Annotated in this window: 11 protein-coding genes; 4 read left to right on the forward strand and 7 right to left on the reverse strand. The window is 68.3% G+C overall.

Translation table 11 applies throughout. The annotated features are described in order from the left end of the window. Positions 1–102 precede the first annotated feature (102 nt). The 4 genes from sigM to ACIA49_RS30905 all read right to left on the reverse strand — a co-directional run bounded on the left by sigM (position 103) and on the right by ACIA49_RS30905 (position 6477). Positions 103–819 (reverse strand): RNA polymerase sigma factor SigM, encoded by a 717-nt coding sequence (gene sigM / locus ACIA49_RS30890; RefSeq protein WP_396381213.1) that lies wholly within the window; start codon positions 817–819, stop codon positions 103–105. Further along, positions 816–2471: a protein kinase family protein gene (locus ACIA49_RS30895; protein WP_396381215.1), complete on the reverse strand. Its 1656-nt coding sequence runs from the start codon at positions 2469–2471 to the stop codon at positions 816–818. Before ACIA49_RS30895 ends, sigM begins: the two co-directional genes overlap by 4 nt. 93 nt (positions 2472–2564) lie before the next feature. Beyond that, the gene (gene murJ / locus ACIA49_RS30900; protein WP_396381216.1) at positions 2565–4211 is read right to left on the reverse strand and encodes a murein biosynthesis integral membrane protein MurJ; all 1647 of its coding nucleotides are present in this window, start codon (positions 4209–4211) and stop codon (positions 2565–2567) included. After that, positions 4204–6477 (reverse strand): DUF6049 family protein, encoded by a 2274-nt coding sequence (locus ACIA49_RS30905; RefSeq protein ID WP_396381217.1) that lies wholly within the window; start codon positions 6475–6477, stop codon positions 4204–4206. The genes murJ and ACIA49_RS30905 overlap by 8 nt, the downstream gene beginning before the upstream one ends. A gap of 75 nt (positions 6478–6552) precedes the next feature. On the opposite strand from ACIA49_RS30905, the gene ACIA49_RS30910 reads away from it, so the two are divergent. Beyond that, a complete protein-coding gene (locus tag ACIA49_RS30910) occupies positions 6553–7974 on the forward strand; it encodes a CCA tRNA nucleotidyltransferase (protein ID WP_396381230.1) in 1422 nt (473 codons plus the stop codon). Here the strand turns inward: ACIA49_RS30910 and ACIA49_RS30915 are convergent. Beyond that, positions 7971–8720 (reverse strand): aminotransferase class IV, encoded by a 750-nt coding sequence (locus ACIA49_RS30915; protein WP_396381219.1) that lies wholly within the window; start codon positions 8718–8720, stop codon positions 7971–7973. The two genes, ACIA49_RS30910 and ACIA49_RS30915, sit on opposite strands and share 4 nt — an antisense overlap. A gap of 27 nt (positions 8721–8747) precedes the next feature. Between ACIA49_RS30915 and ACIA49_RS30920 the strand changes: the two genes are divergently transcribed. Continuing rightward, positions 8748–9368: a hypothetical protein gene (locus ACIA49_RS30920; protein ID WP_396381221.1), complete on the forward strand. Its 621-nt coding sequence runs from the start codon at positions 8748–8750 to the stop codon at positions 9366–9368. Here ACIA49_RS30920 and ACIA49_RS30925 read toward each other — a convergent pair. Further along, positions 9365–9823 carry a GNAT family N-acetyltransferase gene (locus tag ACIA49_RS30925; protein WP_396381222.1) on the reverse strand — a complete coding sequence of 153 codons (459 nt, stop codon included), beginning with the start codon at positions 9821–9823 and terminating at the stop codon, positions 9365–9367. The two genes, ACIA49_RS30920 and ACIA49_RS30925, sit on opposite strands and share 4 nt — an antisense overlap. Positions 9824–9935: 112 nt before the next feature. Between ACIA49_RS30925 and ACIA49_RS30930 the strand changes: the two genes are divergently transcribed. Next, positions 9936–11489 (forward strand): alkaline phosphatase D family protein, encoded by a 1554-nt coding sequence (locus ACIA49_RS30930; protein WP_396381223.1) that lies wholly within the window; start codon positions 9936–9938, stop codon positions 11487–11489. Here ACIA49_RS30930 and ACIA49_RS30935 read toward each other — a convergent pair. Next, positions 11486–13390, reverse strand: coding sequence for a glycoside hydrolase family 30 beta sandwich domain-containing protein (locus ACIA49_RS30935; protein ID WP_396381224.1), 1905 nt, complete (start codon positions 13388–13390; stop codon positions 11486–11488). The genes ACIA49_RS30930 and ACIA49_RS30935 overlap by 4 nt on opposite strands. Before the next feature lie 124 nt (positions 13391–13514). Here ACIA49_RS30935 and ACIA49_RS30940 point away from each other — a divergent pair, with 124 nt between their 5' ends. Next, positions 13515–14531 (forward strand): LacI family DNA-binding transcriptional regulator, encoded by a 1017-nt coding sequence (locus ACIA49_RS30940; protein WP_396381225.1) that lies wholly within the window; start codon positions 13515–13517, stop codon positions 14529–14531. Positions 14532–15935: the final 1404 nt, after the last annotated feature.

Below are 15935 nucleotides of genomic sequence, written 5' to 3' on the forward strand. Positions count from 1 at the left end.
GCGGTGTGGTCATCGGTGGAGTACTCCGGTCGAAGACGTCGGTGATCGGGTCGCCGGCGACGGGGCGAACCCCGGGCGACTCCGCTACGACGGACTGGCGGCTCATTCGGTTCCCATGACTTCCGCAGCGGTTTTCTCCGGTACGTCGGAGTCGCCGCCGCGCGTGGTCTGCCAATGCCGGAGCAACGGCAGCAGCCGGGCCCGGCCACGGGCACACCGCGACTTCACCGTCCCCGGCGCACAGCCGAGGATCGCGGCCGCCTCCTCGATGGAGTAGCCCTCCATGTCGACCAGCACCAGCGCACTGCGCTGATCGGAGTTGATCTGCTTCAGGGCGTTCAGGACGTCGAGCCGGCGCTCGCGCACCTCGGCGGCGTCCTCCTCGACCGGTCCGGCCAGCTCGGCCGCGCGGTCCTCGTCCTCCGGCAGCGGGTCGGCCTGGCGGACCTGCCGCCGACGGATCCGGTCCAGGCACGCGTTCACCACGATCCGGTGCAGCCAGGTGGTCACCTTGGCGTCGCCGCGGAAGGAGTCGGCCCGGCGGAACGCCGAGATGAACGCCTCCTGCAGCGCGTCGGCCGCCTCCTCGGGCTCGCCGAGGGTGCGGATCGCGACCGCCCACATCCGGTCCCGGTGCCGCTTGACCAGGAATCCGAACGTGTCCGGGTTCCCGGCCACATGCAGCCGGAGCAGCTCGTGGTCGTCCAGTTGGTCGTAGCTGACCGGTCCGGCCGCGTGCGCGGGCTGTGCAACGGGATCAGTCGTGCCGATCCGGGGGAGCGTCGGTGGAGTGGTCCCCGAATCCAGATGTGCGGTCATTTCTGGATCGAGACCTCCGCGATCGCGCCCTGGTACTTGCTCGAGCTGACCTGGGGAATGCTGGTCAGCCAGACGAGCAGGTACCGCGATTCGGTCGGCGTCGCCGGCGTCAGCGTCACCGCGCCCTCCGGCTGATCGTCCTTGTTGGCGACCGAACGCCAGCCGCTGACGGCCGCCGGCGACTGGGTGGTGTCATCCTTCGGCACCATGATCTGCAGGCTGGTGCTGTCGCCCTTGAGCGTGACGACCACCTTCGAGATCGGAGTCGAGGCACCGAGGTCGTAGATGATGCCGACCCCGGGCTTCACCCCGCCGAAGTCCGGCCGGTTGTTGTACTCCTGGGTGTCCCAGACGGTACTGGCCTTGCCGTCGTAGCTGTTCTTGACGTCCTTCGGGTGCTCCGAGCCGTTGCCGGCGGGCTCCGGGTCGAAGTCCTTCGCGTCGACGATCTTGGCGACCGTTCCCGTGGTCGACGGCTTCGAACTGGTCGCGGGCGGCGACTGCGTCCCGGTCCCGGGGTCGTCGCTCTGGCCGTTGTTCATCGCGCCCTTGAGCAGGAACTGCGCCATCGCGACGACCGACAGCAGCGCCAGGATCGCGAGCAGGATGAGGATCCGGCCGCCCCAGGAGCCCTTGCGCTTCGGCTCCTCGGACCGGCGACGGCTGCCGCCTCCGTTCGAGGGCGGCGGCGTCTGCCGACGGGCAGGCCGCGGCTCGGCCGGCGTGTACGCCGCCGTCTCCGCGTGCCCGTTGGACGACTGGTACGCCGGTGGCGTCGGGTCGAGCGCGGGTGGTGGAGCCTGCGGGACCACCTGGGTGGCGTCGTCGATGCTGCCGTTCTGCCGGGCGACCTGGACGGTCTCGTCCATCTGGTTCGGCGGCTCGTGCGAGCTGCCGACAACTCCGGACAGCGCCGCGGACAGGCCGGCGGCGCTGGTGATCGGCGGCGTGTGGTGTCGCGGCGGGTCGGCCAGCAGACGGTCGCAGATGTCGTCCAGCGACCGCGGTACGCCGGCGCGCACCTGGCGCGGGCTCATCAGCCGACCGTGCTCCACCGGTGCCGGCTGCAGACCCCAGGCCGGGGTCGCGCCAGGCCAGCGGCCGGTCAGCGAGGCGTAGAGCAGCTCACCGAGCGCGTAGACGTCCTGCTCGGCCGTGCCCGGACCGCTCGACCGCAGTGCGGCCTCGGTCGCGAGGCCGACCACCTTGATCGCACCGGCGTCGGTGACGACGACAGTCGACGGGCTGATCGAGCCATGTGCGTGACCGGTGCGGTGGAGGTTCTCCAGTGCCTCGGAGACCTCACGCGCCAGCCAGCCGGCCTGCTGACCGGTCAGGGGACCCGAGGCGAGCATCCGCTCCAGCGGACGACCACCGGCCCACTCGCGCACGCAGTACGTGACGCCTTCGAACATGTCGCAGTCGAGCACCCGCAGGAAACGCGGGTCGGCCGCTGCGGCAGCGCGCCGAGCGGCGTCGAAGAGCAGGTTGGTCCGCGGGTCGCCCACCGGCAGGACATCGACGACGACCGCTCGGCTGAGCACCTCGTCCACTGCCCGCCACACCCGGGCACCGTCGATCTCCGCGAGTAGCTCGGCGATCCGGTACCGCCCGGCGAGCAAGGCACCCGGACTGACGGTCTGGTTCGACACGGTGTCTCTCGCCCTCCTGGATGCGGTCGTCGGCAGCCACCATCGTAGTGGCATCGTGATCCAGTGCCGGTGCACTAGCGCACAAGCGTTCGATCAGCGGCGACCAGGCAGCTTCGATGTGATCATCGACACCACGTCGTTGACCTCGTGAATTCTTAGTACCCGGGCCACACCGGCGTACACCGGCAGCAGCACGATCCCCGCGACGGCCAGCTCGAGCAGCGCGCCGAGCGGCCCGGAGAAGTCCACCACCTGCTCCACACCCCACAGCACCAGCCGCCCGGCACCCGCGCCGAGCGCGGCCGCGATCACCATCGCCAGCAGCGGCAGCCCGATCCCGGCTCCGGCCACCCGCGGCACCCGTCGCCGCAGTACCGGCCTGGAGATCAGTACGGCGACTGTGTAGGACAGCGCGAAGGCACCGCCGAGCATGACACCGGAGTACCGCAGGTGCTCCTTGTCGAGCAGCACCCGGACGCCGACCAGGGCGGCGGTGATGTTCGTCGCCGCGATCACGCACTGCAGGAAGAACGGCGTACGGGTGTCTTCGAAGGCGTAGAACGTGCGCAGCTGGAAGTACTGGATCGTGTACGGCACCACGCCGAACGCGAGCGTCACGAGCGTGTACGACATCAGCGTCAGGTTGTTCTTACCGGAGCCGTAGCCCGCGATCACCGTGACGATCGGGTACGAGAACGCGATCATCGCGGCCGCGGCCGGTACGACGATCGCCAGCGTCTGCCGGATCGACCGCGCGGACAGCCGGGCCACCTCGGTGAGATCACGGTCCGCGGCCAGCGCCGACATCTGCGGCAGCGCCGCGGTCGCCAGCGAGACTGTGATGATGCCGTGCGGCATCAGGATGATCAGCATCGCGGTCTGGTACGCCGTCAGACCCGCCTTCGCGCCGATGTCGTGCGCGGCACTACCGGCCAGGGCGAGCTTGGTGACGACGACCAGCGTCACCTGGTTCACCGCGACGAACAGCATCGTCCAGATGCCCAGCTTCGCCGTCTGGCTGAGCCCGGTCCCACGCAGCCCGAACTTCGGCCGGTAGGTGTGCCCGCTCGCCTTCAGGTACGGCAGCAGCACCAGCAGCTGAACCGCGATGCCGGCCGTATGCCCGAGACCGAGCAACAGCTGTTCGCCGTGCGTGTAGGTCGCCGGGTTGTCCCCGGTCCGGTAGACGAACAGGAACGTGACGATCACCGCGCAGGCGACGATGTTGTTCGCGATCGGCGCCCACATCATCGGCCCGAACCGGCGCCGCGCGTTCAGCACCTGACCGACCAGCACGAACGCGCCGTAGAAGAAGATCTGCGGCAGACAGAGCTGGACGAACAGCACCAGGTTCGCCTTCTCGGCGAGCCGGGACGGATCGTGCAGTTCGTCCGGTGTGTAGAGGTCGGCGATCGCCGGAGCCAGCAACACACACGCGGTCGTGACGACAGCCAGGACGACGAAGCCGAAGGTCAGGATCCGGTTGGTGAAGTCCTGGCCGCCGTCATCATGGTTCTTGATCGCCCGGACCAACTGCGGGACCAGGACGGTGTTGAACACGCCACCGGCCAGCAGGATGTACAAGCTGTTCGGGATCGTGTTGGCGGCATTGAAGATATCGGCCCGCAACGCGGTACCGATGGCCGCCGCGATCAGGGCGAGCCGGACGAATCCGAGCAGGCGGGACAGCACTGTCCCAGCTGCCATCACCGCCGCGGAGCGCAGGGTGCGGTCAGCCATCCTTCGAGCCGACTCCTTCTTTCAACGAAGTGGAAGTACCGGGGGCGGCCGGCAACGGAGCCGGGTGCAACGGGTCGATCTCAGGTTCAGGACTTGCCTCGGCCGCATCATCGTCGACCGCCGGCGGATTCCGCCGCTCGGCCCGGATCCGCCGATAGATCCGCACGAACGACGTACCGAACAACAGCGCACACGCCGCGCCCACCAGAATCCACCCAACACTGCCGTACTGGCTGGCCTGGATGAGCATCGGCTCGGGATCGCCCACCGGCTCGCCGCCGACGGTGATCACCTGGGCGGTGGCGCTGATCAGACCGTTCTGCTCGGCGTTCGCGGTGACCCGGCCGGTCCACTTCTGTCCCGCTCCGACCGTCACGGTCGCGACGCGGTTGACCCGCAGGTCGTTCCGGTTCACGGGCTTCACCAGGACCGAGACCCGGATCGAGTACTTGAGCTCGTTCGCGACGGTCAGCGGGAAGGTGCCGTTGCTGCCGGCCAGGTTGACCTTGATCTCCTTGCGGAGACCTCGGTCAACGCTCGAGTTGACCAGGTGAACCTTGCCCAGCTGACCGTTCACCGAGCCGAGTTCGACGCTGCCGTAGGTCTTGGCCTCGTTCGGGGATCCGGCCCAGCCGAGGGAGGCGGACTGCAGCAGGCCCCTCGGCATGTCCAGGCTGACATCGCCAGGCCTGGCCAGCAGGCCCTGGTACGTGCTGATCGACTTCCCCAGCGCCTCGACCAGGCCGATCTGAGGGCCGCTCAACGTCCCGTTCGTCTTCGGTGCGGTCGGCGCTGCGATCGCGCGCGGCGTCGGGCTGGCCTTCACGACCTGGTCGACGGTCACCGGCGCGATCCACGGCTGGGCGAGGGCAGCAGCCAAGGCGGCGGTCGACCGGCCGTCGGCATCCCAACCCCTTGGCGGTACGACGACCGTCGTGGCGGGGGCCTTCCCGGCAGCGAGCAGCGTGGTCTCGGCAAGGAACCGCTGCCGGACCTGGAGCGGATCACTGCCGGAATCGGTGTCCGGGCCACCCGCGGTCATCGCCGAGTCGGCGACGACGGTGCGGACCTGCTGCACCGGCCCTTCGGGCGTTCGCACCTGATAGACCGCTGTTCCCGGTGTCAGGACCTTGGCCGCGTCGCCGGACCAGGCCGCGCTGTTGACCAGATTCACGTCCTGCGCCTCGTCGGCGCCCCGGAATCCGCTGGCGGCGAAGGCGAGGTAGCGGCTCGCGGCGGCGCCGTTCTCCAGCCAGAGCCCGTTGTTCCGCTGCGGAACCGCAAGGTTCGCCTGCTCGCTCTGCATCCGGGCCTGGCGGACCAGGTCCTTCAGCGCGCCACCCGCTTCGTACAGGCCGGCTACGTCCACATCGCCGTACGGAAGCGCGACGACCTGGTTACCGGCCTTCTGGCTCGCCGTGAAGTCGGTGAGCCAGGCCAGCGCGATCTTCGCGCTGGTGCCCGGGACCGAATGCTGGTAGCTCGAACCGATCCGGTACGGGGACACCGGATCGGTCATCTTCCGGGCGGCATCGATCACTGCGGGGTCGACCAGCCAGGTGACCCGGTGCTGCTTGCCGAGGTCGAGTGCCCGGCGGAGCTCACCGCCCGGCTTCATCGCCTCCGCCAGCGAGTCGTCCACGAACAGCACCCCGCCCAGGAAGGTCGGGCGGTGCTGCAGCGGGATGGCCAGTGCGGTGTTGACCTTGTACGGCAACGCCTCGGTGCCATGCACCGGCATCAGCGTCCGGGCCCGGCCGCTGGTGATCCGGCCGCCGGTCTCCACGTCGCGGCGGAACGTCACGCCGACCGTGTAGACGCCGGTGTGACTGTCGATCTTCCACTCGCCCCACGGCACGGTGAGGGTGAACGGAGCCTTGGCGCCCGGGGCGAGCTTCTCGCCGAGGACCTGGTAAGTCGTCTCCTCCGCGTTGCCGATTCCGATGCAGCTGTCGCGGTCCTTCATCGGGATGTTCTGTTCGTCCGGGACCGCGGCGATCTCGGCGGCGGAGTTCAGCCGGCTCCGGTCGATACAGGCGATCACCTGCGGGTTCGCGAAGGACGTCGTACTGGTGTTGGTCACCGTGCCCTTGATGACGACGGTCTGGCCGGGTTTGGGGGCTACCGGACCGAAGGAGTCGATGGCTACCTGGACGGTGGGGTCGTCGTCCACGGCCGCTGCCGGGACGGCCGAAATCGCTGCCGGGGCAACGATCAGCAGGCTCGCGGTCACCGCCGCGGAGAGCCTCAGTCGCCGTCTGAACACGCCGTCACCGTAACCTAGTTCCCCGTGTCACCATTTGCCGACCAGTCAGCCTCTGCTGGATCCCCTGCCGGATCCTTGTCCGCCGTACAGCGGCAAGGCGTCCAGTCACTGCTGGCGATCGCTCCCGTCGTCGATGAACTGGGGTCCCGGTTCGCCGCCGCGGGCCACGAGATCGCCCTGGTCGGTGGTCCCGTCAGGGACATTCTCCTCGGCCGCGGGAGCAAGGACCTGGACTTCGCCACGTCGGCCCATCCGGACGTGGTGGAGCGGTTGCTGGCCGGCTGGGCGGACCATGTCTGGGATATCGGCAAGGCGTTCGGCACCATCGGTTGTCGCAAGGGTGAGTGGGTCCTGGAGGTCACCACTTATCGGTCGGAGTCCTACGATCCCACCTCGCGCAAACCGGAGGTCGCCTACGGCGACAGCCTCGAGGGTGACCTGGCCCGGCGCGACTTCGCGATGAACTCGATGGCCGTGCGGCTTCCGTCGCACGAGTTCGTCGACCCGTACGGCGGGATCGCGGACGTCGCGAACAAGGTGATCCGGACGCCGGGCAGCCCGGAGGATTCGTTCTCCGATGACCCGCTGCGGATGATGCGGGCGGCCCGGTTCGCCGCGCAGCTCGCCTTCACGCCGGACCCCGCCGTAGTGGCCGCGATGACCGCGATGGCCGACCGGATCACCATCGTGTCGGCCGAGCGCGTCCGCGATGAGTTGATCAAGCTGATCTGCGCCGACCACCCGCGGATCGGTCTCGACCTGCTGGTCGCCACGGGGCTGGCCGACCACGTGCTGCCCGAGCTGCCCGCCCTCAAGCTGGAGCGGGACGAGCACCACAGCCACAAGGACGTGTACCAGCACTCGTTGACCGTGCTCGACCAGGCGATCGACCTGGAGCCGCGACTCCCGTACGAGGCGCCGGACTTCGTGAGCCGGTTCGCCGCGCTGATCCACGACATCGGCAAGCCGAAGACGCGCCGCTTCGAGGACGGCGGCAAGGTGACCTTCCATCACCACGATGTCGTCGGCGCGAAGCTGGCCAAGAAGCGGATGAAGGCGCTGCGGTTCAGCAACGAGCAGATCGACCAGGTCAGCAAGCTGATCGAGCTGCACCTCCGCTTCCACGGCTACGGCGACGGCGAGTGGACCGATTCCGCCGTACGGCGTTATGTCCGTGACGCAGGTGATCAGTTGGAGCGCCTGCACGTCCTGACCCGCGCCGACTGCACCACGCGGAACCGTCGTCGGGCCGAGTCGTTGCGGGCCGCCTACAACGACCTCGAGGAGCGGATCGCTCGCCTCCAGGAGCAGGAGGAGCTCGACTCCCTGCGCCCCGACCTGGACGGCAACCAGATCATGCAGATCCTCGACCTGCCACCCGGCCGCGAGGTCGGCGAGGCCTACAAGTTCCTGATGGAGCTCCGCCTCGACCAGGGCCCCCTCGGCGAGGAGCGTGCCCGCGAAGAACTCCTCCGCTGGTGGTCCGAGCGCGGTTAGATCGGCTGGGCTTCCTGCGAGGCGTAGGCGGCGGCGATCGTCTCGGCCGACCCTGGATGCGGCGCGTAGGTGACCTCGCCGATCGCGGCGACCGGTAGTGCCGGGTCGATCGAGTTGGTCAGGTAGGCCGCGTCGTAGCTGGCCAGGTCACTCAGCAGCACAGGCATTGTCTGGTACGACGGGAGTCCGCGCTGGAGGACCTGCTGCCTGATGCCGTTGAGGATCGGTGCGACCGGGAACACGAGCTCCGAACCGCGAGCGAAGCAGATGTTCCAGATCGATGCCTCGGAGATCTCACCGGCCGCGGTGTGGAAGACGGCATCGTCGTACCCGGCCTCTCGCGCTCGGCGGCCGTAGTAGATGAGGTCGAAGGTGCCGGTGTGCTTCAGGTGCGGGAGCGCGCGCTGGTGCTGGACCGGCTGCAGTCGCACCGGAGTAGTGCTGGGAGCGATCGGCGGATCGATGCGCAGCAACAGGTCGGCGTCGAGCACGGTCAGCCGGAAGCTCGCGTTGCCATCGGTGTGCGCGAGGCCGGCCTGCAGTACGGCGCGTATCCGGTCGGCGTCGAGTGGTCGGCCGAAAAGTTCGCGGGAGCTGCGGTCGAGGCGTTCGAAGTGCAGGTCGAGTCCGTCGACGCGGCCGGCGCGCACCTGCAGTGAGGAGAAGGTCGCGTAGGTGGTTGCCCGGAGCAACTCCGGGGTGACTGTGTGCAGGGGTTCGCCGTTGAGCAGCAGGATCTCGGTCACCGGGCCAGTCTGGTCTACGCTCGCGCTGTGGACGTCTGGAGCATCATCGGCTGGGGCGGATCGGCGTTGGTGGTTGTCTCGCTGCTGCAGACGCGGATCCTGCGGTTGCGGTTACTGAACCTGATCGGCTGCATCATCCTGGTCGGGTTCAACCTCGTCATCGGGGTCTGGCCGATGGTCGGGATGAACGCCGTACTGGCTGTCATCAACGTCGTGCACCTGTGGCGGCTGTTGCGGCACCGGCACGACGACGCCGAGTACGCGGTCCTCCGGGTCAACTCCGACGACGCGTATCTGACGCACGTTCTGGCCGCGCACAGTCGCGACATCAGCCGCTTCAACCCGGGGTTCGTGCTCGGCCGGACGCCGTACGCGTTCCTCGTCCAGCGCGGCGAGAGCACCGTCGGCGTCGTACTGGCGCACGACGCCGGCTCCGGCCGCGCGCAGATCGACCTCGACTACGTCCTCCCGGCCTACCGCGACTTCACTCCCGGCGAGTTCGTCTACCGCCGTAGCGACGTCTTCACCGACCAAGGCTTCACCCAGGTCCTCGCCCCACCGCGGATGCGCGACTCCTCGCCGTACCTGAACCGACTCGGCTTCCACCGCGACGGCAACGCCCTGGTCCTCGACCTCCCGAAGGACTAGAGCTCCTTCGCGAAGCAGAGGGATGCGGGCTCGTGCTCGAAGGGTGGGTACGGCGGGGTGGGCGTGTAGCCGTGGTTTGTGTAGAGGGCTAGCGCTTGGTGTTGCTGGGGGCCGGTCTCCAGGCGGAGGCGAGTCAGGCTCATGCTGCGGGCCTGGTCCTCGACGGCCTTGAGGAGGATGCGGGACAGACCCCAGCCGCGCGCGGATGGCTCGACGTACATGCGCTTGAGCTCGCCGAGGCCGGGGGAGATGGGTTCTAGGCCGACGCAGCCGACCGGCGTGCCGTCGAGCTGCAGCAGGATGAACGTGATGTCCGGGTGCAGGCCGACCTGGGGCTGGTCGTCGCCGTAGAGCGCGGCCAGTTCGGCCTGCTGGGCGGCGGCGAGGGCGATCAGAGCGGGTTCGGTGGCCGCGGCTGTGCGCAGCTCCAGGCCTTCGATCAGGTCCGCCGTCATGCCTTCGGACGGTAGCAAGACGGCGTGACGCAGCTGTTTCGGTTTTCTCTCGCCGGTTCCGGGACGCCGTGAGGTCTTCCGATGTTCATGAAAATCTTTCATTATTCGGGTCATGACTGTCACTCGGCGCACTGTTCTCGGCACTGTAGGTGTTCTCGGCGCGGCGGCCGCCGTACCGCTGGAGGCGTTCGGTACGCCGGCGCTGCGGACGGCGGCGGACGCGTCGCCGACCCTCGTGGTCGGGGCGACGTTCCCCGAGGGCGTGATGGCCGGCGTACCGCGGACCGACGGCGCGATGCTGTGGACCCGCGTCCCGCGCGGGCTGTTCGACGGTGATGCCGAGCTGGCGGTCGTGGTCTCGAAGCACCGCGACCTGTCCCGGCCGGCCATCGTCGAGACGGTGATCGCGGAGAAGCAGTGGGACGGCTGCGTGCACTACCCGGCCACCGGGCTGGCGGCGGGCGAGGAGTACTTCTACCAGTTCCGCGGCAAGGACAAGGTCTCGCCGATCGGCCGCTTCCAGACCCTGCGTCCCGCGGACTCGAACCAGCCGGTGCGGATCGGCTTCTTCACCTGCCAGGGTTACACCGAGGGCTACTACTCGGTGCACAAGCACCTGGCCGAGGAGGACCTCGACCTGGTGGTCTGCCTCGGCGACTACGTCTACGAGGCCACAGTCCCCGGTGTGCGCGGAATCGACCTGAACCTTTATCCACAGGTGCTCCCGTCGATGCGCGCGAAATACACGCTCTACCGCAGCGACGAGAACCTGAAGGCGATGCACGCTCAGCATGCGTTCCTGCCGCTGTGGGACGACCACGAGTTCCGCAACAACTACACCAAGAACAAGTGGTCGCTGCCGGAGCTGTTCTTCCAGGAGAAGAAGTCCGCCGCCTGGCACACCTGGTTCGAGCGGATGCCGGTCCCTCGGTGGGCCGACGACATGACGCGGACTTATCGCTCGCTCCGGCTGGGTAAGACGGTCGAACTGTTCGCCATCGACAACCGCCAGTACAAGGACGACCAACCGTGCAACGACGGTAGCGGTGTGGTTTGCGAGGCCGCGGATGCGTCCGGCCGGAGCATGCTCGGACCGGATCAGAAGGCCTGGCTGGAGAACGGGCTGCGCTCGTCGGGTGCACGCTGGAAGGTGCTCGCCAATCCCAACATGATGATGGGCATGGTCACCGGCGCCAACGGCGAGCGGGCGTTCATGGACACCTGGGACGGGTACGGCGCCGAGCGAACCGAACTGCTGTCCCTCGCGGCCGACCGGGTGTCCGAACTGGTCGTCGTCACCGGAGACGACCACGACACGTTCTCGGGTGAGCTGTGGAACACGGGCTTCGCGCCGGGAACCCCGGGCAACCCGGCCGGGACCAAACGAGCCGGCGTGGAGTTCGTCGTACCGTCGGTGTCGTCGACGAACACCGGCGACCTGCAGGGTGCAGCGAAGGCGAAGGCTGAGGAGCAGAAGCGGTTGCAGTACAACCCGCACCTGAAGCAGATCGACATGCGGCAGCACGGGTACGGCGTACTGGAGGTGACCCGCGACGAGGCGAGCTTGTCGTACCGGGCGGTCGACAAGCTGCACCCCGACGCGGGCGTGAGCACCAGCTACCAGCTGCGAACCGGACGGGGCAGCGCCCGGCTCGAGGCGATCTAGCGATAGAGACGAACGTCCGCCAGACTCCACCAGTGGTCGCTGGTGCCGTTCGAGGTGATCCGGACATAGCGCGCGTACGACGGTTTCACGGCGACCGTCGTGAGCTGGCCGGTCGACGTACCGGTCACCGGCTTCGACCAGTGGGTGCCATCGTTGCTGGTGGCAACTTCCCACCTGGTGGCGAAGTCACCGACCTGACCGCCGCTGTCGAGCGCGACCTGACGGAAGACCTGGGCCTTGCCGAGATCGAGTTGGATCGACTGGCCCGGGGCTTGTGCGGCCTTGCTCGACCAGACGGTGGATCCGTCTGCGTCAATAGCCAAGCCGGCCTCGGTGCCGTTGACGGTTGCCGTCGCCGTTGCACCAGCCAGTGACACCGGCGTCGGTGCAGAGAGTCGTGAGGACGGCCAGGTGAAGGTCCCGATCGAGCCACCCGGCAGTTCGTACTCGAAGGACTGCTCCCCGACCGCGACCGCGAACTTCCGCGGCTCGTCGTTCTCGTTGTGGACGACGAGTGCCGTCGTACCGTCCGGGTTCCGGAAGGCCGCGGTCATCAGCTGACCGTTCCAGCCGGTCGTCCCGTACGACGTACTCCCGATCCGCACGGCTCCCGGCTTCACGAACTTCGACAGGTGGCCGATCGTGTAGTACTCGGCGTCCGTGGTGACCGTGCCGTCGGCCTGCAGGGTGACCAGACCGGTGCACGTCCCGCAGCCGCCAAGGTGCGGACCGCCGGTGGAGTCGAGCGCGATGTTCCAGTTGACGACCGACTTCGCCCAGTTGCGGGTGGTGCCGAGCATCAGGTTGCGTGCGTGCCAGGTGAGCGTGCCGCGGAAGATCTGCGGCGGGGTGTCGTTCGCCCCGTGCGAACCGGAGCACTCGGTGAACCAGATGCCCTTGTCCGGGAAGGCGTTGTGCAACGCGGTCTGAGCCGCCGCGTTGCCCGAGTAGCAGTGGTACGCCGTACCGGCGATCCACTTCGCTGCCGACGTCTGCAGGAGCTTGTAGGGGTAGTCGGTCTCCGGGTCTTCGCCGGGCGGGGTGGTCCCGACGTCTCCGGCGTGCGTGGTCCAGTTGTGGTCGTAGCCGAGGATCTTGGTCCGCGGGCTGGCCTTGTGCAGCAGCGGGCCGAGCCGCGAGATGACCTCGGCCTCCTGCCGGACCGGCATGTCGGTCCCGGGATAGCCGCCGGGCTTGCGGTTCTGCGGCTCGTTCTGGATCGACAGGAAGTCGACCGGTACGCCGGCCCGCGTGTACGCCTCGACGAACTTCACCAGATAGCGCGCGTAGGCGTCGTACACCTTCGGGTCGTCCTTGAGCCGCCCGCCGACGAGCGAGTCACCGGTCTTCATCCAGGCCGGCGGGCTCCACGGGGAGGCCATCACCTTGAGCGCCGGGTTGAGCTGCTTGGCGCGGCGGAGCAGCGGCAGGACCTGCTTTTCGTCGTGCTTGATGCTGAACTGCTTCAGGCCGAAGTCGGTCTGACCGGCCGCCACGTCGTCGAACGTGTAGTGCTCAGCCGCCGCGGTGAAGTCGGACGACCCGACCGGCTGCCGCAGGAAGCTGACGCCGATGCCCTGCTTGGGGTCGAACAGCTTCCGCAGCGTCTCCTCGCGCAGCGCCGGCGACAGCCTCGACAGCACATCCGCCGACGAGTCGGTGATCGCGGCACCGAAACCGTCCATGGTCTGGTACGACGTCCGCGGGTCGACCGTGATCGTCGTCAGATCACTCGTGTCACGTTGGAAGGCCACCGGGGTGCGCTCGTGGAGCAGTTCGGCCCGGTCCGGGGTGGTGACCCAGATCCGCGCCTGCGCGGTCGGGGGATGGTGCGCCTGCGCGGTACCGGTCAGCGAACCGGCGGCGAGCGCCAGGGCGGCGGCGATTGCCGTTGTTCTCATCGCACTCCTCAGAGGGTTGAAACACAGTGCAACAAATGAGGTCAGGAAACGACTTCGAACGAGTGCTGTCAATGCCCTGAGGCGGGCGCTAGAGTGCCGAGCGTGAAACAAGGCGATGTAACAAATGTCTAAGCGGGCGACGGTTCGCGACGTGGCGGCGGCGACCGGGGTGTCGACTGCGACTGTTTCGCGGGTGCTCAACCAGCAGGGGAGCGTGGCGCCCGAGACCCGAGAGCTGGTCGAACGCGCGGTTGAGGAGCTCGGTCTGCTGGCCCCCAGCCCGCGCGGCGGTACGCCGAAGCCCGTGGCCGGCGCGGTCTACGTGCGCTGCCCGTACCTGCTGACCGACTATTTCGGGCTGATCGTCTCGTCCATCGCCGAGACCCTCGACCGCCTCGGCCGCCAGGTCGTGTTGAACGCCGGCGAAGCCGCGGCCCACGACCCGGTCCTGTCCCGCCTGCCGTCGCAGCGCGGTCTCGGCGGCGGGATCCTGATCCTCCCGCCCGAGTCGAGCGAAGACCTGGTCCGCCTCAGCTCCCGCCGCTTCCCCTTCGTCGTCGTCGACCCCCGGACGACCCTCCCGCGCGACATCCCCTCAGTCTCCGCGGCCCACCATTCCGGCGCCCGACAACTCACCGCCCACCTGACCGCCCTCGGTCACACTCGCATCGGCGTCATCGCCGGCCCCCACGAATGGCTAGCCGCCGACGCCCGCCTCTCCGGCCACCACGCCGCCCTCGCCGACGCCGGCATCCTCCCCAACCCCACCCTCATCCGCCACGACCACCCCACCACCGCCGCCGGCCACCAAGCCGCCCGCGACCTCCTCTCCCTGACCCCCCGCCCCACAGCCCTCATCGCCTTCAACGACAAAGCAGCAGTAGGCGCCCTCCAAGCCGCCACCGCCCTAGGCCTCTCAGTTCCACACGACCTATCGATAGCCGGCTTCGACGACCTCGACCTGAGCCAAGCCACCACCCCCCAACTCACCACAGTCCGCCAACCCCTAGCCGAAATGGGCCGCATGGCCGTATCCCTCCTCACCCGCCTCCTGGACCGCCACACCCTCGAAGCCCTCCACGTAGAACTAGCCACCGAACTAGTAATCCGCGCCTCCACCGCCCAAAACCCCACCCCCTAACGCCCTCCCATCCCCAGCCACCACTGCTGGCCCCGTCGCTGCGGGGACCCCGGCAGGATCGGTACGGCGGGGTGGTTGCCCGCCGCTCCAACTGCGGCCGGGAATGTGGGTTTGTGGTTGCTCGCCGCTGCGGCCGACTTACGGTGACGGGTGGCTGGCGCCCGGCGCGTGGCTGAGGGGGATGGATCCGTCAGCGACCGCGTCCACGTTGCCTGGGCTTCCGTGCTGTGGTTGCCGTCAGTAGCGACGAGGCCTCAAAGGTGACCGTCCGCAGTGGTTGGCGGCGTGTGAGGTTGCTGGAGGTGCTGCCGCGCCCGCCCGGCGGTGGCACTCGTCGTGGGCTTGCACCCCCTGTGGTGGCCGTGAACAAGTTATGACGTGTCCCCACCCACCGTTTCCTGTTCAAGCCCCCGGTTGGTGGCTCGGCCGGCGAGGTAGTGGGTGGTTGCTCGCCGCTGCGGCCGATCAAAAGCGGATGGCTGAGCCGGGTGCCTGGTTGAGGGGATGGTGCGGTCGGCGATCGCGTGTCCGTTGCCTGGGTCTGACGGGCTGTGGTTGCCGTCGGTAGCGACGAGGCCTGAAAGGTGACCGTCCGCAGTGGTGGGCGGCGTGCGAGGTTTGCTTGGGGTGCTGCCGCGTCCGGCCGGCGGTGGCGCTCGTCGTGGGCTTGCACCCCCTGCGGTGGGCGTGAACAAGTTATGACGTGTCCCCACCCACCGTTTCCTGTTCAAGCCCCCGGTTGGTGGCTCGGCCGACCGTCCGCAGTGGTGGGCGGCGCGCGAGGTTTGCTCGCGGTGCTGCCGCGTCCGGCCGGCGGTGGCGCTCGTCGTGGGCTTGCACCCCTTGTGGTGGGCGTGAACAAGTTATGACGTGTCCCCACCCACCGTTTCCTGTTCAAGCCCCCGGTTGGTGGCTCGGCCGGCGAGGTGGGTTCGTTCCCAGCGGTCGTGGTGACGAGTGAGCCTGCGGGGCTGGGGACATTTACCTGTCGTTTTCGGTCAGTTGGAGTCCCCAGCGCGGCGGGTTAGCCGACTGGCCTCCTCGGTGCTGGCGGCAACCACAGCCCGGAAGCCCAGGCAACGGGCACACGATCGCCGACCGAACCATCCCCCTCAACCAGGCACCCACGCCAACCACCCGCCACTGTAAATCGGCCGCAGCGGCGAGCAACCACAAACCCACATCCCCGGCCGCAGACGGAATGGCGAGCAACCACCCCGCCGTACCGGACAGCACCCCCGCCCCCCACATCCCCCTGATGCATTTGACCGGATATCCCCTGAAATGGTCCCTTCTCCCCTCGAATTTTGGCTCTTGTGACGTATGTGTGGGTGTTGTTGCGTGCCTGAATGAGCACACGCCGTTCTCTGCCTAGGTTTCTGAGCTGTCGAGGAACAGGAACCA

The sequence above is a fragment of the Kribbella sp. NPDC051587 genome (assembly GCF_044453945.1).
GTDB lineage: Bacteria > Actinomycetota > Actinomycetes > Propionibacteriales > Kribbellaceae > Kribbella.